The sequence below is a fragment of the Streptomyces sp. H27-H5 genome (assembly GCF_026627505.1).
In the GTDB taxonomy this organism is placed as follows: Bacteria; Actinomycetota; Actinomycetes; order Streptomycetales; family Streptomycetaceae; genus Streptomyces.
In genome coordinates this window covers 1-20,016 of the sequence record NZ_JAPNLK010000067.1, presented here as the reverse complement: position 1 = coordinate 20,016, position 20,016 = coordinate 1, and the positions used below count along the sequence as shown (strand labels likewise).

Below are 20,016 nucleotides of genomic sequence, written 5' to 3'. Positions count from 1 at the left end.
CCGGCACCCCGGCGACGAACGACGCCCCGGCCCCCGCGTGGGGGGCCGGGGCGTTCCCGCGCTCGGGTCAGGCGCTGCAGGAGGTGGTGCTGGTCGTCGAGGAACAGGTCGACGTGGAGCTGCAGCTCGTGGAACCGGCGAGCACGACCTCACTGGCGTCCGAGTAGTCGGAGATCTCGAAGGTCTCGGACTCCAGCTCCAGGATCTCGTCGGCGAGCGAGGCGAGGGGGGACTTCTCCATGGTGACTCCTTCGGTCGAGGGCGGTGGTTGTGGTGCCCTTGTCGTGGTGCCCTTCCATCAGAACCGGTCGCGCCGTCACCTCACCCGGCCTCCCGCTGTCATCTCCCTGACAGGAAGTGTCAGCGCCCTGTCTCCCCCGATCCGGCCCGATCGGTCGATCATGGGGGAATGACCAGTGGCGCCGTCCTCGCCGGACTTCCCGACCTGCTCAGGCCGTTGACCGTGTTCTACCTCGATCTGCACCGGCATCCGGAGCTGTCGGGCGACGAGCGGCGCACGGCCGCGCGGTTCGCCGACCGCCTGGAGGCCGCCGGGTACCGGACCGTGCGCGGGATCGGCGGGCACGGCGTGGCCGGGGTGTTGCGGCGCGGTGAGGGGCCGGTGGTGTTGCTGCGCGCCGAGTTGGACGCGCTGCCCGTGCGGGAGACCACCGGGCTGGCGTACGCGAGCGAGGGCGAGGCGGCCCACGCCTGTGGCCACGACCTCCACCTGGCCGCGGCGGCCGGGGCGGCCGAACTGCTGGCCCGCGCGGATGCGGGGGCCTGGCGCGGGACGCTGGTGGTCGTCGGGCAGCCCGCCGAGGAGACCCTGGAGGGCGCGCGGGCGATGCTCGCCGACGGGCTCTACGAGCGCGTCGGGGTCCCGGACGTGGCACTGGCCCAGCACGCGGCCCCGCTGCCGGCGGGGATGGTGGCGCACGGCTACGGTCCGATGACCGCCGGGAGCATCACGTTCCGGGTCGTGGTGCACGGTCGGGGCGGGCACGCCGGCGCCCCGCACTTGACAGTCGATCCGGTGGTGACGGCCGCGCACATCGTGACGCGGCTCCAGACGGTGGTGGCCCGTGAGGCGGCCCCCTCCGAGCAGGTGGCCGTCACGGTCGGGTCGCTGCGGGCGGGTGAACGGGCCAACGTCGTGCCGGACCGGGCCGAGCTGGGGATCACCGTGCGGGCGGCGGGCGACGCCGCCCTGGCCCGGGCGGCCGGGGCGGTCGAGCGGATCGTGCGCGCCGAGTGCGCGGCGTCGGGGTGCCCCCGGGACCCGGAGATCGAGCGGGTGTCGACCTCGCCCGTCACGCATCCCGACCCGGCGACGACCGCGGCGGTACGCGGTGCCCACGCGGCGGAGTTCGGCGCGGAGCGGGTGGCGATGTGGCCGCCGACCCTGGCCGCGGAGGACTTCGGGCTGTTCGGTGACGCCGGCCGGGAGTGGCACGGGGCCTCGGGGGTGCGGCTCGCCTATTGGATGTTCGGGGTGGTGGGGCCCGGCGCCTGGGCGGCGGCGCCCGGCGGGGACGCGGCGGCCAAGTTGGCCGCGCTGCCGGCGAACCACGCGCCGGACTTCGCGCCGGACGCGCGCACGGCGCTGCCGGCGGGGGTGCGGGCACTGACCGCGGCGGCCCTGCGCTGTCTCGGGTCACCCGCGTAGTGCCCGGTCCGCCACGCATGTCCTCTTTTCGGCCATTTTCGCTCGATCGAAGAACCACCGCGGGGCCCGTGACGTCGATCAGGGCAGTGCCGGGGATGCCACCGGCACGCATCGGACCACGGGGAAAGGCACCAACGATGTCCAAGCACGTGAGCAGGCGCACCGCCATCGCGATCACCACCACGGCCGCCGCGGCCGTGGCGACCCTCTCCCTCGCCTTCGTCTCCGCGGCGTCCGCGGACGGGGCAGCTCCGCGCGCCGGGCAGGCCGCCGCGGCGCTGCCGTCGGTGTCGGGCAGCCCGGAGGGCGCGTTCACCCGTATCGCGGACTTCTACGGTTCGTACATCGACGCGGTCTACGACCACGACGGCAAGACGGCCGACCAGTTGCGTTCCTTCTACCTCTCCGCGCCCCTGCGGGCCGAGCTGAAGAAGTGGGAGGAGACCAACCACGCGAACGGGGTGCTGCGCGCCCAGAACGTGCCGGCGCAGTGGAAGGTCGACTCCACCGGCAGCGGCGCGGGCAAGACCAACGCCACGGTGACCCTCACGTGGGGCGGCGGGGACACGACGCGGATCCACGTCCAGGCCGACCTGAAGACGAAGAAGATCACGTCCATCACGGACTGATCCGTCGCCGCGACGCGTGAGGGGGGCCCACCGGCGGTGGGCCCCCCTCACGCGTTCGGTTACGCGCCGCTCGCGTCGAGCATCTCCTCGCGCTCGACGATCTTCACTCGCTCGCGGCCCTGCGGCTCGCCGAGCGCCTTCTCGGCAGCGTCCAGGCGGTACCAGCCCTCCCACGTCGTGAAGCGGACCTCCCGCTCGACGAGGAAGGCCTCGACGGCCTCCGGGGCGGGAGTGGCCGGGGTGAGCAGCCGGCCTTCGGCGTGGTCGGCCAGGAGGTTCGCGACGGTCTCGTTCGCGTCTCCCTTGGTGTGGCCGATGAGGCCGACGGGGCCGCGGCGGATCCAGCCGGTGACGTAGGTGGACGCGAGGTGCTCGCCGGCCTCGATCACCCGGCCGCCCTCGTCCGGGACGGTGCCGGACTCGACGTCCCAGGGGAGCTTGGGCAGCTCGTCCGAGAGGTAGCCGACGGCGCGGTAGACGGACTGGACGTCCCAGTCGGTGAAGGCGCCGGTGCCCTTGACGTTGCCGGTGCCGTCGAGTTCGGTGCGCTCGGTGCGCAGGCCCACGACCTTGCCGTCCTCGCCGAGCACCTCGACGGGCGACTCGAAGAAGTGCAGGAAGAGCTTGTGGGGGCGGTCGCCGATGTCGCGGATCGCCCAGTTCTCCAGGGTCTTGGCGACCATGTCCGCCTGCTTGTTGGAGCGGCGGGTGGCGATCGAGCCCTCGTCGTAGTCGATGTCCTCGGGGTTGACGATGACCTCGATGGTCGGCGAGTGGTCGAGCTCGCGCAGCTCCATGGGGCTGAACTTGGCCTGGGCCGGGCCGCGACGACCGAAGACGTGCACCTCCAGCGCCTTGTTCGCCTTGAGGCCCTCGTACACGTTGGCGGGGATCTCGGTCGGGAGGAGTTCGTCGCCGGTCTTGGCGAGGACGCGCGCCACGTCGAGCGCGACGTTGCCGACGCCGAGGACGGCGACCTTCTCCGCCTCCAGCGGCCAGGTGCGCGGGACGTCCGGGTGGCCGTCGTACCAGGACACGAAGTCGGCGGCGCCGTAGGAGCCGTCGAGCTCGACACCGGGGATGCGCAGGTCGCGGTCGGCGGTGGCGCCCGTGGAGAAGACGACGGCGTCGTAGAACGCGTGCAGCTCGTCGAGGGAGATGTCGTTCGGGTAGTCGACGTTGCCGAAGAGACGGACCTGCGGCTTGTCGAGCACCTGGTGCAGCGCGGTGATGATGCCCTTGATGCGGGGGTGGTCGGGGGCGACGCCGTACCGGATCAGGCCGAAGGGCGCGGGCATCCGCTCGAAGAGGTCGATGGACACGCCCGGCTCGGCGGCTGCCTCGGACTTCAGCAGCGCGTCTGCCGCGTAGATGCCGGCGGGGCCGGCGCCGACGATTGCTACCCGCAGAGGGCGAGGCATGTGTGGGTTCCCTTCGACCGAAAAACAGACTGATCAAAGGAACCCTAAACTAAGGCCACCCTAACCCGGCACCCGCCCCCTGGTTATGACCCCATAAACAGAACTTATGACTTCCCCAAGTCCAACTTTGACCCCTCGGGCATGCGGCCCGCCGGGGGGGCGTCAGAGGACGGCGATGCCCAGCGGACGCGACCCCGCCGGGAGCCGGTGGGTCCAGCCGCTGTCCAGGTCGACGACCGTGATGCCGCTCCAGTACCCGTCGCGCGTGAAACCGCCGGTCACATGGGCCGTACGGCCGTCGCGGGAGACGGCCACGCCCTCGTGCGGGCCCTCCAGCGGATGGACCCGCTCGGTGCCGTCCGGGGCCCGGACGGTGAGGGACGGGCCCTCGCCGTCGGAGGGCTCCACGGCGCCCGTGCCGACCACCAGGAGCCGGCCGTCGGCGGTGGTCGTCGCCCCGTGCTGGTGGGTGTCGGCAGTCATCCGCTCCACGGGTCAGGCCTCGTACTCGGTCAGGTCGATGCTGTAGAGGGTCAGCATCGAGGCGTACTCGGGGTGGCTCGTGTCGCGGTCCCGCTCCATGTCGAGCTTGCGCAGCACGTTCTCGGATTCCTCGTTGCCCGCCCGGTTGACGGCGATGACGCGGTCCAGGCCCCGGTCCTGGAGTGCGAACTCCAAGGTGGCCTGGGCGGCCTCGGAGGCGTAGCCCTGGCCCCAGTAGGAGCGCCCGAGCCGCCAGGTGATCTCGACGGCGGGCATCACCTCGGGCAGCCACTCGGGCACCGACAGGCCGACGGCGCCGATCAGCTCACCGGAGGCCAGCAGCTCGACCGCGAAGAGGCCGAAGCCCTCCTCGTCCCACTCGTCCTCCCAGCGCTCGATGGCGTCGGCGGTCTCCTCCAGGTCGAGGGTGGAACCGTCGCCGATCCAGCGCATCACCTCGGGGTCGGCGTTGATCTCCGACAGGGGAACGAGGTCGTCGTCGGTCCAGCGGCGGAGGAGGAGGCGGGGGGTACGGATCTCGGTCATGCCCCACATCCTGCCGAACGTGTCCGGCCAGGGGTAATCGGCCCCCTCGTTGCCGCAGCATTGCAGGTTCATGACCAATGCGGCGGTGCGGTTCCCGGCGGCGGACGGGAGCCCTACCGTCCGTCGGTACCCCACCGAGAAGGAGTTCCGCCCATGTCCCTCGACCCTTCCGACGAGAGCCGGTACGACCGCACGCGCCTGCGGCAGTGGGCGCGCGGCCGGGCCCGTTCCGCCGGGGTGGACCGGCGGGACCTGCTCCGGCTGTTCGCCGCGGGAGCCGCCGGCGCGGCCGTCGCGGGGCCGCTCGGCGTCGGTGTCGGGGCGGCGTCGGCCGCCGCCCTGCCGGGTGTCGTGAAACCGTTTCATCGAGTGCGCGGGCAACGGTCGCAGCTTCTACACGACCCAGCAGGGGCAGCAGGTCACGGGCACCGCGTGGACGCTCGGCGCGATCGGTGTCGCGCGGTGGCGCGGCGCGCGCCTGTCGGACGTGTTGCGGCGGGCGGGGCTGAGCCGCGACGCCGTGGACGTCCTGCCGCGCGGGCTGGACGACGAGGTGGTCACCAACGGCGTGAACCTGGGGCGGGTGCGGCGACCGCTGCCCGTCTCGAAGGCGCTGGACGACGTGATCCTCGCGCACGAGATGAACGGCGAGCCGCTGCCGCCCGACCACGGCGGTCCGGTGCGGGTCGTCGTACCGGACTGGGTGGGGATCTCCTCGATCAAGTGGGTAGGGGACATCGAGGTGTCCGCCTCCGCGCTGTACACCCCGTGGAACACCGACCTGTACCGGCTGTTCGGACCCGATCAGCCGCCGCAGGGCAGTGCCCCGCTGACCCGGCAGACGCTCAAGAGCGCTTTCGAGCTGGAACTCGGCGCCCGGGTGCCGGTGCACCGGACGCGGCTGCTGACCGGGAGGTCCTGGTCGGGCGCGGCGCCGGTGCACCGGGTGGAGGTCAGCACGGACGGCGGCCGGCGCTGGCAGCGGGCCCGACTGCACGACACCCCGCGCCGGGGCGGGTGGGTGCGCTGGTCGGCGCCGTGGACCCCGCGCGAGACGGGGGCGACGGCCCTGCTGGCGCGGGCCACCGACGCCACGGGGCGGACGCAGCCGGAGACCACCCCCCTCAACACGCAGGGGTACCTCTTCGACGCGGTCGTCCGTCACCCGGTGACGGTGGTCTGACGTTCGCGGGCCGTGGCGCCTACGGGTTGATGAAGGACACCTCCGGGGCGTCGGCGGACGGGCCGTCCAGCACGGGCCGGGGCTTGCCCTTGAGGTGCTGGTCGAAGAAGGCGGCGACGTAGCGGCGGGTCAGCTCGACGGAACGGTTCCCGGGCAGCGGGGTCTGCGGGTCGGGGAGCCCGAGCTGATCCCCGATGACGGGCACGTCGGTGAAGGTGAAGTGACCGGAGCCGGCGAAGCCGATCCAGCGTTTCCAGCCGTCGAGTCGCTGCCAGTCGCGCTCCCAGGTGGGGTCGGTGCCGGGGCCGTGGTCCTGGGCTCCCATCAGCAGGAACGGCCGCCCGCCGAGACCGGTTTCGGGGACGGGGGTGAACAGCGTCCCGTCCATGTCGACGCCCGCCTTCACCCGGGGATCGGCCACCATGGCGGCGGCGGCCGAGGCCCCGCCGATGGAGTGGCCCGCCATCGCGATCCGGTCCCGGTCGATCAGGCCCGAACGGTTCCAGGCCGGGTGTCGGCCGGTGAGGCGGTCGAGCAGGAAGGACACGTCACGGGCCCGGTTGTCGCTGACGCGCTTGTAGCCCGCCTCGTCGCCGACCTTCTCGCAGGCCAGGCAGGTCGTCACCCGGCCGCCGGGGAAGGCGGTGCCCGAGCTCTCGTAGGCGTGGTCCACCGCGGCGACCACGTAGCCGCGCGAGGCGAGATCCTCGGCGAGGGCGGTCAGGGTGGCACGCGGCACCGTGAAGCCGGGCGACAGGACGATCAGCGGGTAGCGGCCCTCGACCGGGCGGGCACCCGAGCGCGCGAAGGACTTCGTGCCGGCGAGGGTCCGCGCCGGGATCACCTTGTCGAGCCCGCGGGCCACGAGGAGGAGCCGGGCCTCCTCCTCGGTGAGGTAGCGCACGGGCCCGCCGGTCCCGGGCCGGGCCGGATAGCGCAGGGTGACCATCAGCTCGCGCGGCCCCGAGCCCGCCCACGGGTCGGTGCGGCTTCGGTCCACCAGGTGCAGGGTGTCCTGCCCGACGGCGAACCGTCCGGTGGGGCGAGGCAGTTCGGGCAGCGTCCGGAGCGTGTCGGACGCGGCCGGCGTCTCGGCGGCGACGGAGGTCCCCGCGGCGGTGAGCGGGAGGGGGAGCAGCAGCGCGCACAGGGCTGCGACGGTGACGGTGCGGCGACGAGTCATGGTCTCGAAGCTACGCAGCGTGTCGTGACGGATCATCACCTCTCAGGAGGAGCGACCCGTCCGACCGCGGAGGGGCACCCGTCCTCCTCAAGTAGCAGACCGGCGAGGGCGGATCAGCGGCGCTCCAGGCCGCTGCACGGTGGGGCGTAGTCCAGGTAGGGCATGTAGGTGGTCCACTGCTTGCGGCTGATCCGCGGTCCGGTGTGCGCGCAGGCTCCCGCGGCGGCCCGGTCCCGGTCGGTGCCCGCGAGTCGGAGGGTGTCGTCGTAGCCGCCGGACGCCAGGACGCTCCCGTCGGGGCTGAACGCGACGGAGCCGACGGCGGTGACGTGCCCGGTGAGGGTGGTCGACAGGGCCGGGTGGGCGGGCCGGGCAACGTCCCACACCCGTACGGTGCGGTCGTCGCCGGCGACTGGCGCACCTGTGGCAGCAGCGGCACCTACAACATGAACGACCGGGCCTCGTCCTGGTGGAACAACGGCTACGCCGGTTCCCTGGGCGACGTCCGCGTCTACGAGAACATCGGCTACACGGGGGCCTCGACCTGTGCCCCGAACGGTTCCGCGGGCAACATCCCGTGGGAGTGGAACGACCGGATCTCCTCGCACAAGTGGGTGACCAACTGCGGCTTCTGACAGCCGTGGAGCGGTCGGCGGGTGCTCGTCCGACCGCTCTCGGGCCGTTCTCCGGCCGTTCTCCGTCAGATGTCCGTCGGGTCTTCCGGGCTGCGACCGCCCGGGAGGCCCGCGGGCCGTCCACGGGCAGGTCTGGGGGAGACGGCCTACAGGGGGCTCAGGCGGTACCGGACGACGCCGTCGTCGGTGCCGGACTCCTGGAACCCGGCCCGCCGCACCACGGCCTGGGAGGCGACGTTGTCCTCGTCGACCCTGGCGTGCAGCCCGGTCAGGCCGGGCTGTGCGAACGCCCAGCCGGCCAGCGCGCGGAGCGCCTCGGTGGCGTGGCCCTGGCGGCGGGCCGAGGCGACGAGGTCGTAGCCGATCTCGGCCTGGCCGTCGGGGTCGGGGGCTCCGTGGAAGCCGATCCCGCCGATCGCGCGGTGGTCGCGGGCCCGGACGATGGCGTACGGACCCCAGCCCGGCCGGTACTCGCCCACCTCGTCGGCGAGCCCCACCATCCCGGCGCCGATACGGGTGCCCTCGGCCGGCCCGTCCTCGGTCCAGGCGAAGCCCCCGGTGCCGCCGGCGTGCAGGTCGGCGGCGGCCGCCGGGCCGATCTCGCACAGGATCACGCCGACCCCGCGGATCGGGTCGTTGTACCAGCGCCAGTTCTCCTGGGGGGCGAGGTCGGGGAGGTCGACCCGGCCGGTGGCCGCGAGCAGCGAGTCCCAGGGGTCGCCGGTCGTGGACAGCGGTGCGTGCGGGAAGAGCCGTTCGAGGACGAGGGCGGCCGTCCGCTCGGAGCCCCGCCAGTGCGTGGCGCCCAGACCGCCCAGGATGTCGTGGCAGTGCAGCAGGGTCTCGGCGGCGCCCATCGCGGCGAAGCCGTCGGGGCCCGCCGAGCCGGCCGGGTGCCAGGCGCGGACGTCCGGGCCGGCGGTGTGGACGGCGGCCACGAGCAGGCGCCCGCTCGCCTCCACGAGGTCGACGACCCCGCTCGGGGAGGTGTCGGGGGCGGCCGTGACCCGCAGGGGCAACCAGGACTCGGTGACCCGGCCGGCGAGCTGCGCGGCGAATCCGGTCAGGTCCCCGGCCAGGTGGACGGCGGTGTCGTGGCAGCTCCACTCCAGGCCGCCCGCCGGGGCGGACCAGTCGAGGTGCGCGACACCCCGCAGGGCCCGGACGGCGTCGGAGACGGCGTGGTCGAGGTCGTGCGGGCCCATGATCGTCATGTCTTCAGACTAGACCCGCCCGGTGTCGACCCGCAGGGCCGTTTCGACGCGCGGGGTCAGTCCGGGAGCGGACTCGCGCAGCGGGAGCAGTACCGGGCGTCCCGGTCGGTGGCGATTCGACCGCAGTCGGGGCAGACGCGGTGGAGCAGACAGGCCGTTTCACCGCCCTCGGCGGGGTCGGGGGCGGGCGGAGCGCCGGCGGGGCCCGGGCCGATGCCGAGGCCGGGGCGGCGGGTGTGGACGGTCAGGTACGCCACCCCGTCCGGGCCCGCGGTGAGCGTGCGGCGGCTGTTCCTCGGCAGCAGGACGGCGACGTGGGGGCGCAGGTCGTGCGAGCGGCCCCCGGTGTCGAGCCGGCCGGTCCCAGCGACGACGACCAGCAGTACGTCGAGGACGGGTTCGGCATGCTCGGCGATGACCGCTGCGGGGCGCAGGCGCACCAGGTTGGAGTCGAGTCCGCGGGTGGCGCCGGTCAGCCGCCACAGCGCCCCGGCGGCGTCCGCGGGCGCGTCGGCGATCACCGCGTCGAGGTCGGTGGGCACCTCGGTGGGGTGCGAGTGGGTCGTCATGCTCGTCCTTCCCTGTGTCCTCGGCGGGACCGTGCCGGTGCCATGGCAGTCATACACGATCCGCCGGGACGGGCCGGGCCCGATGGCCCCTTTGCCCCACCCCGCGCAGGTCGTCTTACGGGCGAACGATAAGGTCGGGGCACCCCCTGCCCTCGCGTCACCGCCTGCCGCCCTGCCCCCGTACGGCCCCTGCCGGCCGCCCGCACCCGAAACACCCCTGCCGCTCATGACCACAGACACCGCGCCGTACCCCGGCACGCCCCCGACCCCCGCGGCCGATGCCGCGCCCGCGCCGCGCGCGCCGCGGATCATCACCGGGAAGGCGCCGGCCCGCCCGACCGCGGCGGCCGCCGTCCACAGCGTCAGCGCGGCGACGACCGTGCTCCTCGGCCTGGTGGGGATCGGCGCGATGCTTCACGAACCGGTGCTGATCCCGCCGCTGGCCGCGAGCGCCGCCCTGGTGCACAGCGCGCCCACCCTGCCGCTGGCCCAGCCGCGCGGGGTGCTGCTCGGCCACCTGCTGGGCGCCGCGGTCGGGTACGGGGTCCTCGCGGCGGCGGGCGGCAGCGCGTGGGCGGCCGCCGTGGCGGCGGGCCTCACCCTGGCCCTCCTGATCACGGCGCGGACCCCGCACTCCCCCGCCTGTGCCACGGCCGTCGTGGTGGTGCTCCAGGGCCCGGATCCCGTCCGGTTCGTGCCGCTGCTGTTCGGTTCGACCGTGCTCCTCGTCCTCACCGGATACGCCGGATCCCGGATCCGGCGCAAGGCCCCGAGGTACCCCGCCTACTGGTGGTGACCCCGCCGGTAGGCGCGCCTACGCGTCACCCGGGGTGCCGGGGCGCTACTTCTTGTGGTCGGACGGCGCGATCACGGTGGCGGTGAAGGGCGGAGCGAGCGGTGAAGATCTCGACGAAGGACGTGTTCGGAGCACCCTGCTGGGTGAGCCTGATGGCCCGGGACCTGGTGGGGTCCCAGCGCTTCTACGGGGCGGTCGTGGGGTGGACCTTCCGCCCGGCCCGGCCCGGCGAGTCGTTCTCGCTGGCCCGGCTGGACGGTGTGCCGGTGGCGGGCATCGGTGCCCTCGCCGCTGATCTGGCGGTGCCGGTGGCGTGGACCCCGTACTTCGCCGTGGACGACGTCGACGTGGCGGTGAGCCGGATCCGGGAGCGCAGCGGCACGATCGCGGTCGGCCCGGTGTCCTTCCCCAACGGCGGCAGGGCCGCGTTGGCGGCCGACCTGGACGGTGCGGTGTTCGGGATCTGGGAGGGGGTCGTCTCCACCGACTGGCGGTCCGACGAGGGGCGGGCCCCGGCCTGGCTCGAACTGAGGACCCGCAATGCCTTCGACGCCGCGATCTTCTACGGCGGGGTACTGGAGTGGGCCAACGGCCGGCCCGGCTGCTGCGAGGTGTCGTACGAGGAGGACCAGGTCGTGTTGCGACACGGCGGGGAGGCGGTGGCCCGGCTGAACAGCGGCCCGGTGGAGGTGGCCTCGTACAGCCCGTATGCCAGGCCCCGCTGGCACGTCCACTTCCGGGTGCCGCTGCTGGAGCCGGCGATCGAGGCGGCGGTCGAGTTGGGCGGGCGGGCCGTCACGGAGGTCATGTCGAACACGCGGGAGCGGTGGGTCGCGCTCCGCGACCCGGACGGGGCGCTGTTCACCCTCACCGCCTCCCTCGCGCCGCCGACCGCGCCCTGATCCTCCGATGTGCCCGCTCCGCCGTCCCTTGCCACACTGGGCTCAGGAGGTGCCCGATGGACCCGGTCGCCGCGCTGAACCGGATCGCCTTCCTGTTGGAGCGCGGTCAGGCCCCCACCTACCGCGTACGGGCGTTCCGCACGGCCGCCGCCGCGGTGGAGCACCTGGGCGGCCCCGAGGTGGCCGAGCGGGTCGCTTCCGGGTCGCTGGAGTCGGTGAAGGGCCTGGGCCCGAAGACCGGGACGGTCGTGCGGGAGGCTCTCGGCGGGGAGATCCCGCAGTACTTGCAAAAGCTGGAGGACGAGGTCGCGGCGCATCCCGACGGGCCGCCGGCCAGTCCGGGGGCCCGGGCGCTGCGGGCGGCCCTGCGCGGGGACTGTCACCTGCACTCGGAGTGGTCCGACGGCGGGAGTCCGATCGAGGCGATGGGCCGGGCGGCGGCGGAGCTGGGGCACGAGTGGGCGGTGCTGACGGACCATTCGCCGAGTCTGAAGGTGGCCCGCGGGTTGTCGCCGGGGCGGCTGCGGGAGCAACTGGCGGTGGTGGCGGAGCTGAACGCGGGCTGGAAGCCGTTTCGGCTGCTCACGGGCATCGAATGCGACATCCTGGCGGACGGTTCGCTCGACCAGGAGCAGGAGTTGTTGGATCGGGTCGACCTGGTGGTGGGTTCCGTCCACTCGAAGCTGCGGATGGAGTCCGCGGCGATGACACGGCGCCTGTTGGCAGCCGTGCGCAATCCGTCGATGGACGTGCTGGGTCACTGCACCGGCCGACTGGTGACGGGCCGGACCCGGCCGGAGTCGGAGTTCGACGCCGCCGCCGTCTTCGCCGCGTGCGCGGAGTCCGGTACGGCGGTGGAGATCAACAGCAGGCCCGAACGGCTGGACCCGCCGCGCCGGTTGCTGCGGCTGGCCGCGGAGAGCGGCACGCTGTTCGCGATCGACACGGACGCGCACGCCCCGGGCCAGCTGGACTGGCAGCCGACCGGCTGTGAGCGGGCCGTGGAGTGCGGGGTGGCGACGGAGCGTGTCGTGAACACCTGGAGCGCGGAGGGCCTGCTGGAGTGGACCCGTACCCGCCGGCCGCCCGAACCCGTCTGACCTCGGAACCCGCCGTCGCGACCGCACCGTCCGGAAACGGATGTGCATGGACCGCGCGCGCGGGGCAGACGACCGGGCACGGAACCACCGCACTGCGAAGGGACGTACACCGTGTCGCGATCGAGGATCCTCGTTGTGGGCGCCGGCTTCGCCGGGGTCGCGTGCGTACGGCGGCTGGAGCGCCGTCTGTCCCCGGCCGAGGCGGAGATCTCACTGGTCACGCCCGCCTCCTACCAGTTGTACCTGCCCCTGCTCCCCCAGGTCGCCGCCGGCGTGCTGACCCCGCAGTCGGTCGCCGTCTCCCTGCGGCGCAGCAACAAGCACCGGACGCGGATCATCCCGGGCGGGGCGATCGGCGTGGACACCAGGGCCAAGGTCTGCGTCATCCGGAAGATCACGGGTGAGACCGTGGACCAGCCCTACGACCTCCTCGTGCTGGCCCCCGGCAGCATCACCCGCACCTTCGACATCCCCGGGCTGGTGGACCACGCCCGGGGCATGAAGACCCTCGCGGAGGCCGTGTACCTGCGCGACCACGTGATCGCCCAGCTCGACCTGGCGGACGCCAGCCAGGACGAGGCCGAACGCGCCTCCCGGCTCCAGTTCGTGGTGGTGGGCGGCGGGTACGCGGGCACGGAGACGGCCGCCTGCCTCAACCGCCTCACACGGCACGCGGCCACCCGCTACCCGCGGCTGGATCCCCGGCAGATCAAGTGGCACCTGGTCGACCTCGCGCCGAAGCTGATGCCGGAACTCGGCGACAAGCTCGGCACGGTCGCCCTGGACATCCTGCGCCGGCGCGGGATCGAGGTGTCCCTCGGCGTCTCGGTGAGCGAGGTGAACGCCGAGAAGGTGACGCTCACCGACGGCCGGGTGCTGCCCAGTCGGACCCTGATCTGGACGGCCGGCGTCGCCGCGAGCCCGCTCATGGCGACCCTGGGCGCGGAGACGCTCAAGGGCCGGCTGGTCGTGCGCCCGGAGTTGACGGTGCCCGGGGTCGACGGCGTGTTCGCCCTCGGGGACGCGGCGGCCGTACCGGACGTGACGAAGGGCGGCGACGCGCTGTGCCCGCCGACCGCGCAGCACGCCATGCGCCAGGGCAAGGCCGTCGCGGACAGTGTCATCGCCACGCTGCGCAACCAACCCCTTCGTCCCTACGTGCACAAGGACCTGGGGCTGGTGGTGGACCTCGGCGGCCGGGACGCGGTCTCCAAGCCGCTCGGCATCGAACTGCACGGCCTGCCCGCGCAGGCGGTGGCCCGCGGCTACCACTGGTCGGCGCTGCGGACCAACGTGGCCAAGACCCGGGTGCTGACGAACTGGCTGATCAACGCGGTCGCTGGGGACGACTTCGTGCGCACCGGCTTCCTGGACCAGCGGGCCGCCACCCTGAAGGACTTCGAGCACACCGACGCCTACCTCTCCCCCGAGCAGGTCCGCAAGCACACGGAGTCCCTGCGGGCCAAGGGCTGAGCGGTTCAGCCGAGGCCGGCGCCCCGCACCAACAGCAGCGCCACGTCGGCGGCGGCGACCGCCAGCGCGCCGAGGAACGGCACGCGGCCGCCGGCCCGGCAGGTGCCGGCCACCAGCAGGACCGTGAGCGCGAGCAGCCCCCGGCCGTACGCGCTCACCGGCCCCGGCGGGCCGGTGACCAGGGCCGTGGTCGCACCGAGCAGGAGCAGCCCGGCGACCGCCGCCGAGGCCCGGGCGCCGAGCCGTTGGGGCAGTCCCGTGACGCCGGTGGCGAGGTCGTCGGCGATGTCGGGCAGCACGTTCGCGAAGTGCGCCCCGGCGCCGAGCAGCGCGGCGGCGCCGGTGAGCCAGACCGGCGGCCACGGTGATCCCGGCAGGCCGAGCGTGACGAAGGCCGGAAGCAGGCCGAAGGCGAGGGCGTACGGCGCCCAGGACACGACCGTGCTCTTGAGCCGCAGGTTGTAGCCCCAGGCGGCGGCGACCGCGACCAGGTGCACGACGCCGGCGAGGACGCCCGAGGCCAGGGACAACGGAACGCACACCAGCAGCGCCACGAACGCGGCGACGGACACCGAGGAGGGCCGTACGGAGCCCGCGACCAGCGGCTTGTCCCGCCGCCCCGTGGTCAGGTCGCGGCGCAGGTCGGCGCGGTCGTTGCTCCAGCCCACGGAGAGTTGACCCGCCGCGACCGCGCCGGCCGCGACCGCGCAGCCGGCGGGCCCCCGCCCGGCGGCCAGGGCGAGGGCGGCCGTGAAGAGGGTCACGGCGGCCGCCGGCACGGGGTGGCAGGCCGCCAGGAGGCCGACCGTCCGGGCCGCGGCGCGCGGCCGCGCGGGGGTTCGTACGGCGGGCGGGGTCGCTCGGGTGACGGTCACGACGACACGCTATGCGGCCACGGCACGCCCGGTTAGCCTGATTCCTTACGAAATGTCAGTTGTTCCCTATGTTGGGTCAATGACACGTGTCCTGGCAGTGAGCAGCGTGTTCCCGCCCCATCGGTACCGGCAGTCGGAGATCACCGAGGCCTTGGCCCGTTTCCTTCCGCCGGGCGCGGACACGGCGCTGCTGCGCCGCGTCCACGAGTCGGTTCGGGTGGACAGCCGCCATCTCGCGCTCCCCCTGGAGCGCTACGGGCCGTCGAACGACTTCGGCACCACGAACGCCGCCTTCCTCGTCGCCGCGCTCGAACTCGGCACACGTGCCCTCGAACTCGTTCTCGCCGAGGGCGGTCTGCCGGCCGGGGACCTCGATCTGGTGATGTCCACGACGGTGACCGGACTGGCGACGCCCTCGCTGGAGGCCCGGATCGCCGGCCGGAGCGGGTTGCGCCCCGACGTGAAACGGATGCCGCTGTTCGGCCTGGGCTGCGCGGCGGGCGCCGCCGGGCTCGGCCACCTGCACGACCAGCTGACCGGCCGGCCCGCGGACGCGGGCGTGTTGCTGTCGACCGAGCTGTGCTCCCTCACCCTCCAGCCCACCGACACCTCGATGGCGAACCTCGTCGCGGGGGCCCTCTTCGGGGACGGCGCCGGGGCGCTGCTGGCGGTGGGCCGCGACCATCCGCTGTACGAGACCGGCGCCGGGCCCTCGGTGGTGGCCTCCCGCAGCCGCCTGTATCCGGGGACCGAGGACCTGCTGGGCTGGGACATCGGTCACTGGGGCTTCCGGATGGTGCTGGGGCGGGAACTCCCCGATCTGGTCCGGCTGCACGTGGTGGAGGAGGTCGAGACCTTCCTCGCCGGGCACGACCTGAAGCCGTCCGACGTCGACGCCTGGATCTGCCACCCGGGAGGTCCGCGGATCCTCGACGTCCTCGCCGAGACGTTGGGCCTGCCGGACGCCGCCCTCGCGGCGAGCCGGGGGTCCCTGGCCGAGGCGGGCAACCTCTCCTCCGCCTCGGTCCTGCACATCCTCGGCGGGATCCAGGCCGCCGGGCCGCCCCCGCCGGGATCCACCGGGCTCATGATCGCCTTCGGCCCGGGCTTCGCCTCCGAACTCGTCCTCCTGCGCTGGTGATCCCCTCATGACGATGAACCTGTACCTGTCGATCCTCGCCCTGGTCGCCGTCGAACGGCTCGCCGAGCTGCTCGTGGCCCGGCGCAACGCCGCCTGGAGCCTGGCGCGCGGCGCCCGGGAGTACGGCCGCGGCCACTATCCGGCCATGGTCGCCCTGCACACCGCGCTGCTGGTCGGGTGCGCGGTCGAACCGTGGGCGGCCGACCGGCCGTTCCTGCCCGCGGTGGGCTGGCCGGCGCTCGCACTGGTGGTGGCCGCGCAGGGCCTGCGCTGGTGGTGCATCGCCACCCTCGGCCCCCGCTGGAACACCAGGGTGCTCGTCGTTCCCGGCCTGCCCCTGGTCGCGGCGGGGGCGTACCGGGTGTTGAGCCACCCCAACTACGTGGCCGTGGTGGTCGAGGGACTCGCGCTGCCGCTGGTGCACTGCGCCTGGCTGACCGCTGCCGGTTTCACCGTGCTCAACGCGCTGCTGCTGCGGGTGCGGATCCGCTGCGAGGACACGGCGCTCACCCGGGCCCGTACGACGACCCCGCTCGTGGGCTCCGCGTCGTGATCGACCTGCTCGTGGCGGGCGGTGGTCCGGCGGGGCTGGCGACGGCCATCCACGGGGCGCTGGCCGGGCTGGAGGTGGTGGTGCTGGAGCCCCGGCCCACGCCGATCGACAAGGCGTGCGGGGAGGGGCTGATGCCCACCGCGGTGCGGCGACTGGAGGAGCTGGGCGTACCGGTGGCGGGCCGGCCGTTCCGGGGGATCCGGTACGTGGACGGCGTCAGCGGGCTCCGCGCGGAAGGGCTGTTCCGCGCCGGCCCCGGGCGCGGGGCCCGGCGTACCGACCTCCAGGCGGCCCTCGCCGAACGGGCCGCCGCCCTGGGCGTGCGGGTGCTCCCCCGGCGGGTGACCGAGGTGCGCCAGGACGCACACCGGGTCAGCGCGGCGGGGCTGACCGCCCGCTACCTGGTGGCCGCCGACGGACTGCACTCGCCCGTCCGGCGCGGGCTGGGCCTGTCCGCGCCGGTCGTGCCCGGCCGGCCGGTCCGGTACGGACTGCGGCGCCACTACGCGGTGGAGCCGTGGAGCGACCTGGTGGAAGTGCACTGGTCGGCCCGGTCCGAGGCGTACGTGACCCCGCTCGGGCCCGATCGGGTGGGGGTGGCGGTACTGACCTCGGAACAGGCGCCGTTCGACGTCCAGCTCGCGCGGTTCCCGGTCCTGTCGGCGCGGTTGCCGCAGGCGCCCGAGGCGCCGGTCCGGGGAGCGGGGCCGTTGCGGCAGGGCGCCCTCACCCGGGTCGCCGGGCGGGTGCTGTTCGTCGGGGACGCCGCCGGGTACGTGGACGCGCTCACCGGGGAGGGACTCACCCTGGCGGTGACGGCGGCCGGGGAACTCGTGCGGTGCGTGTCCGCCGGCCGGCCCCAGGAGTACGAGCGGGCCTGGCGGGATCTGTCGCGGAGCTACCGCGCGCTCACCGGGTCCCTGGTGTGGGCCCGGGCGCGGCCGGGGCTGGCCCGGCGGATCGTGCCGCTGGCCGCCCGCCTGCCCGGGGTGTTCACCCGCGGGGTGAACCTGCTCGCGTAGGTCGTCTCTTTCGGATCTTGTCGGTCCGGGCCGCGGTGTCCGGTGCCGTGCCTGGCAAGGCGGAGGGGCGCCCGTTTACCGGCCGTACTCGTGTGCCCCGACAACGCCGGCAGGGGCGGTACCGGGCGCCGCGGCCCCGGCAAGATCCGAAAGAGCCGGCCTAGGCCGGGCCGGGGGCCGTGCACGCGGGAGGGCCCCGGCGGTGGTCCGCCGGGGCCCCGCTTCCTCGGGTCAGACCCCGTCGACCCGCTTGGGCCGGTACATCAGCGCCACGCCCGCGAGCACCGCGCCGGCGCCCGCGCAGAGCACCGTGGTGACGCCCGCCCAGGCGTGCAGGCCGCCGAGCGAGCCCTCCAGGGGGTCGACGAGCGCGATCCCCGCGACCACGTGCAGCGCCACGACCGCGAGGGCCGTCACGGCCCCGGTCCGCCACACCGCCGGGGTGTCACGCGCCATCAGCAGTCCCCCGGCCACCAGGCAGAGGAACGCGACCGCGAGGGGCGGTACGTCGCCCGGTCCGAGGACGGACAGGGCCCCCGGGTCCCCCGGCAGGTGCAGGACGCCGCACAGGAGCAGCGCGGCGGCCACCGGCCAGCGCAGCACGTGGCGCAGCGCGCCCCCGGCGCGCGGGGCGGGGGGGCGGGGCTCGGGCCGGGTCACCGGCGGCCGCTCCCGGTGAGGTGCCGGGTGGTGGTCGGCCGGAGGTTGGGCGGCCGGGGGTCGGGCGTGCGGCGTGGGGCCGGCAGGGGCCTCGGCCCGGTCGCCCCGGTCGGTGTCGAGGTAGCCGGCCAGCAGGGCCACGTCCTCGATGGACCGGCCGACGGCGGCGGCGCGCAGCGTGACGTCGGCGTCGACGTCACCGTGCGGGGGTTCGCCGAGCAGGGCGACCATCCGCCCCACCTCGTCGACCGGCCGGGAGACCGCGGCCGCCCGAAGTGCCGCGTGTCCGACGTCGGGTTGCTGTCCGGTCCGCTTCAGGAGGCTCACCAGCTCGGTGACCTCCTCCACGGGCCTGCACGTCGCCGCCGTCTCCAGCAGGGTCTGTACGGGTTCCGTGTGCGGCTCCTCGGCGGGGACGGCCGGGGCGGGCGGGGGGTGTCCGGGACCGGTCGAATCGTCGTGCCGGTCCTGGGTGTCGGGGACCTCGTGGCGGTCTTCGTGGTCGGTGGCCGCGAGGGTTATGGGGTCATTCATGGAAAGCTCCGTTCGCCGACACGCGGGTCTACACCTCGCGAGCCGGTCATCGTGCGTCATGGGCTGCGCACGCCTGGTCACATTCACCGGCACATCGGCGCACTGCGCCATTCGGGGCCGGCAAACGGGGGGCCGGCGCGCCGGTGACGATTCCCCCGGCGAGTCGCGGGCAAGCGCTGTGACATGACCGTCTACGTCGTCACCATTCCCGGCACCCTGCTCACGGAGCTGTCGCCCGAGGCCCGCACCCGACTGGTGCGCGCGCTGCGACCGGCGGATCCGCGCGGCACCGATCTCGGCGTCAAGGAGGATCTGGACATCCTGTCGTTCTACTCGGGCTCGTCCGCGTTCAGCCTGCACTTGGAGGTCGAGGCCGCCACGACCAAGGAGGCCCAGGCCGCGGCGCGGGAGCTCGCCTCGTCGGCGCTGAGCGGAGTCGGCCTGAACCAGGAGACCGCGCCGTTGGGCGATCCCGTGATCACCGGCATCGCGGGCGAGTAGAACGGCGCCGCGACCCTTCGAGATGCGTGCGCGCCGGACTGCTGATTGCCTGGTTGCGCCCGCTCTCCCCACAGAGTCAAGGAGCGATCATGAGCGTTGCAGGTGAGTCCGGCAGGTCCCGGCAGTTGCGGGACAAGGCCCAGGAGATGAAGGCGGCGGCCGAGAAGTCGACCGACCCCCAGGAGCGCACGCGCCTCCAGGACAAGGCGCGCCGGCTCCAGGAGCAGAGCGAGATGGAGGGTCGCATGATGGACGACCCCGGCATGGACCTCCGCTAGTGGAACGGCTCGCCCCGTGAAGGGGACCGACATCCTCGTCGACGGGTTCGGGCGGGTCCGGGAGGTGGTCCACGAGGTGGTGGACGGGCTCTCGGCCGATGAGCTGAACGCGCGGGTGGATCCGGCCGCGAACTCCGTGGCGTGGTTGGTCTGGCACCTGACCCGGGTGCAGGACGACCACGTGGCGGACGCGGCGGGCGGGGAACAGGTGTGGCACACGGGCGGCTGGGCGGATCGGTTCGCCCTGCCGCTGCCCGCCGACGCCACCGGCTACGGGCAGACTCCGAGCCAGGTGGGCAAGGTCAGGGTCGAGTCGGGCGGGGCCCTGTTGGGTTACCACGACGCGGTGCACGAACGGACCCTGGAGTTCGTGCGCTCCCTCGCGGCAGCCGACCTGGACCGGGTCGTCGACGAGGGCTGGGACCCACCGGTCACCCTGGCGGTGCGGCTCGTCAGCGTGCTCTCCGACGACCTCCAGCACGCGGGACAGGCCGCGTTCGTCCGCGGTCTGGTGGAACGGCGCTAGTGCTGCACCGCGAAAGTTCGTGGAGGGGTGTTGGTCAGGTCGGCTGGTCGCCGAGGTAGAGGTAGCAGGCGCAGTCGAGGCAGTCCTCGGGACTGCCGAAGGGCAGGCCTGAGGGCAGGAAGT

Annotated in this window: 22 protein-coding genes and 2 pseudogenes; 14 read left to right on the top strand and 10 right to left on the bottom strand. The window is 74.0% G+C overall.

Annotated elements, in window-relative coordinates:
• Positions 1-67: 67 nt before the first annotated feature.
• Positions 68-241 carry a thiazolylpeptide-type bacteriocin gene (locus OTB19_RS28805; protein WP_007268044.1) on the bottom strand — a complete coding sequence of 58 codons (174 nt, stop codon included), beginning with the start codon at positions 239-241 and terminating at the stop codon, positions 68-70.
• A gap of 168 nt (positions 242-409) precedes the next feature.
• Between OTB19_RS28805 and OTB19_RS28800 the strand changes: the two genes are divergently transcribed.
• Positions 410-1,669, top strand: a complete 1,260-nt coding sequence (locus OTB19_RS28800; protein WP_267801441.1) for an amidohydrolase — start codon at positions 410-412, stop codon at positions 1,667-1,669.
• Positions 1,670-1,806: 137 nt separating this feature from the next.
• Entirely contained in the window at positions 1,807-2,298 is a 492-nt protein-coding gene (locus tag OTB19_RS28795) for a hypothetical protein (RefSeq protein ID WP_267801440.1), read from the top strand.
• 59 nt (positions 2,299-2,357) lie between these two features.
• Here the strand turns inward: OTB19_RS28795 and OTB19_RS28790 are convergent, their stop codons facing one another.
• The 3 genes and pseudogenes from OTB19_RS28790 to OTB19_RS28780 form a co-directional block, all read right to left on the bottom strand.
• Positions 2,358-3,719, bottom strand: a complete 1,362-nt coding sequence (locus OTB19_RS28790; protein ID WP_267801439.1) for an FAD-dependent oxidoreductase — start codon at positions 3,717-3,719, stop codon at positions 2,358-2,360.
• A gap of 162 nt (positions 3,720-3,881) precedes the next feature.
• Positions 3,882-4,211, bottom strand: a pseudogene (locus OTB19_RS28785) (hypothetical protein); the annotation flags it as partial.
• Positions 4,212-4,214: 3 nt separating this feature from the next.
• Entirely contained in the window at positions 4,215-4,748 is a 534-nt protein-coding gene (locus tag OTB19_RS28780) for a GNAT family N-acetyltransferase (RefSeq protein ID WP_267801438.1), read from the bottom strand.
• A gap of 153 nt (positions 4,749-4,901) precedes the next feature.
• On the opposite strand from OTB19_RS28780, the pseudogene OTB19_RS28775 reads away from it, so the two are divergent.
• Positions 4,902-5,931: pseudogene (locus OTB19_RS28775) on the top strand (molybdopterin-dependent oxidoreductase).
• Between the two features lie 19 nt (positions 5,932-5,950).
• Here OTB19_RS28775 and OTB19_RS28770 read toward each other — a convergent pair.
• Positions 5,951-7,114: an alpha/beta hydrolase family protein gene (locus OTB19_RS28770; protein ID WP_267801436.1), complete on the bottom strand. Its 1,164-nt coding sequence runs from the start codon at positions 7,112-7,114 to the stop codon at positions 5,951-5,953.
• Positions 7,115-7,227: 113 nt separating this feature from the next.
• On the bottom strand, positions 7,228-7,500 hold the full coding sequence (locus tag OTB19_RS28765; protein ID WP_267801434.1) for a hypothetical protein: 273 nt from the start codon (positions 7,498-7,500) through the stop codon (positions 7,228-7,230).
• 60 nt (positions 7,501-7,560) lie between these two features.
• On the opposite strand from OTB19_RS28765, the gene OTB19_RS28760 reads away from it, so the two are divergent.
• Complete coding sequence (locus OTB19_RS28760) at positions 7,561-7,749, top strand: hypothetical protein (RefSeq protein ID WP_267801432.1); 189 nt, start codon at positions 7,561-7,563, stop codon at positions 7,747-7,749.
• Between the two features lie 146 nt (positions 7,750-7,895).
• Here the strand turns inward: OTB19_RS28760 and OTB19_RS28755 are convergent, their stop codons facing one another.
• Both OTB19_RS28755 and OTB19_RS28750 read right to left on the bottom strand, forming a co-directional pair.
• The gene (locus OTB19_RS28755; RefSeq protein ID WP_267801431.1) at positions 7,896-8,963 is read right to left on the bottom strand and encodes a GNAT family N-acetyltransferase; all 1,068 of its coding nucleotides are present in this window, start codon (positions 8,961-8,963) and stop codon (positions 7,896-7,898) included.
• 56 nt (positions 8,964-9,019) lie between these two features.
• Positions 9,020-9,532 carry a hypothetical protein gene (locus OTB19_RS28750; RefSeq protein WP_267801430.1) on the bottom strand — a complete coding sequence of 171 codons (513 nt, stop codon included), beginning with the start codon at positions 9,530-9,532 and terminating at the stop codon, positions 9,020-9,022.
• Between the two features lie 226 nt (positions 9,533-9,758).
• On the opposite strand from OTB19_RS28750, the gene OTB19_RS28745 reads away from it, so the two are divergent.
• From OTB19_RS28745 to OTB19_RS28730, 4 genes are all read left to right on the top strand, one after another.
• A complete protein-coding gene (locus tag OTB19_RS28745; protein WP_267801428.1) occupies positions 9,759-10,328 on the top strand; it encodes an HPP family protein in 570 nt (189 codons plus the stop codon).
• Between the two features lie 152 nt (positions 10,329-10,480).
• Positions 10,481-11,230 carry a VOC family protein gene (locus OTB19_RS28740; protein ID WP_267801469.1) on the top strand — a complete coding sequence of 250 codons (750 nt, stop codon included), beginning with the start codon at positions 10,481-10,483 and terminating at the stop codon, positions 11,228-11,230.
• A 56-nt stretch (positions 11,231-11,286) separates the two neighbouring features.
• Positions 11,287-12,330, top strand: a complete 1,044-nt coding sequence (locus OTB19_RS28735; RefSeq protein ID WP_267801427.1) for a PHP domain-containing protein — start codon at positions 11,287-11,289, stop codon at positions 12,328-12,330.
• 111 nt (positions 12,331-12,441) lie between these two features.
• On the top strand, positions 12,442-13,803 hold the full coding sequence (locus OTB19_RS28730) for an NAD(P)/FAD-dependent oxidoreductase (protein ID WP_267801426.1): 1,362 nt from the start codon (positions 12,442-12,444) through the stop codon (positions 13,801-13,803).
• Between the two features lie 5 nt (positions 13,804-13,808).
• Here OTB19_RS28730 and OTB19_RS28725 read toward each other — a convergent pair whose 3' ends face one another.
• Positions 13,809-14,678: a UbiA family prenyltransferase gene (locus OTB19_RS28725; protein WP_267801425.1), complete on the bottom strand. Its 870-nt coding sequence runs from the start codon at positions 14,676-14,678 to the stop codon at positions 13,809-13,811.
• 79 nt (positions 14,679-14,757) lie between these two features.
• Here OTB19_RS28725 and OTB19_RS28720 point away from each other — a divergent pair, with 79 nt between their 5' ends.
• Genes OTB19_RS28720 through OTB19_RS28710 form a run of 3 tightly spaced genes read left to right on the top strand, consistent with a single transcriptional unit; the run spans position 14,758 to position 17,394 of the window.
• The gene (locus OTB19_RS28720; protein ID WP_267801424.1) at positions 14,758-15,819 is read left to right on the top strand and encodes a type III polyketide synthase; all 1,062 of its coding nucleotides are present in this window, start codon (positions 14,758-14,760) and stop codon (positions 15,817-15,819) included.
• Positions 15,820-15,832: 13 nt separating this feature from the next.
• Positions 15,833-16,372, top strand: a complete 540-nt coding sequence (locus tag OTB19_RS28715; protein WP_267801468.1) for an isoprenylcysteine carboxyl methyltransferase family protein — start codon at positions 15,833-15,835, stop codon at positions 16,370-16,372.
• Positions 16,369-17,394: an NAD(P)/FAD-dependent oxidoreductase gene (locus tag OTB19_RS28710; protein WP_267801423.1), complete on the top strand. Its 1,026-nt coding sequence runs from the start codon at positions 16,369-16,371 to the stop codon at positions 17,392-17,394. Before OTB19_RS28715 ends, OTB19_RS28710 begins: the two co-directional genes overlap by 4 nt.
• A gap of 231 nt (positions 17,395-17,625) precedes the next feature.
• Here the strand turns inward: OTB19_RS28710 and OTB19_RS28705 are convergent, their stop codons facing one another.
• The gene (locus tag OTB19_RS28705) at positions 17,626-18,588 is read right to left on the bottom strand and encodes a hypothetical protein (protein ID WP_267801422.1); all 963 of its coding nucleotides are present in this window, start codon (positions 18,586-18,588) and stop codon (positions 17,626-17,628) included.
• A gap of 183 nt (positions 18,589-18,771) precedes the next feature.
• Here OTB19_RS28705 and OTB19_RS28700 point away from each other — a divergent pair, with 183 nt between their 5' ends.
• The 3 genes from OTB19_RS28700 to OTB19_RS28690 all read left to right on the top strand — a co-directional run bounded on the left by OTB19_RS28700 (position 18,772) and on the right by OTB19_RS28690 (position 19,893).
• Positions 18,772-19,089, top strand: coding sequence for a hypothetical protein (locus OTB19_RS28700; protein WP_267801420.1), 318 nt, complete (start codon positions 18,772-18,774; stop codon positions 19,087-19,089).
• 89 nt (positions 19,090-19,178) lie between these two features.
• Positions 19,179-19,367, top strand: a complete 189-nt coding sequence (locus tag OTB19_RS28695; RefSeq protein ID WP_266953183.1) for a DUF6381 family protein — start codon at positions 19,179-19,181, stop codon at positions 19,365-19,367.
• A 16-nt stretch (positions 19,368-19,383) separates the two neighbouring features.
• The gene (locus tag OTB19_RS28690; protein ID WP_267801418.1) at positions 19,384-19,893 is read left to right on the top strand and encodes a mycothiol transferase; all 510 of its coding nucleotides are present in this window, start codon (positions 19,384-19,386) and stop codon (positions 19,891-19,893) included.
• Positions 19,894-20,016 lie beyond the last annotated feature (123 nt).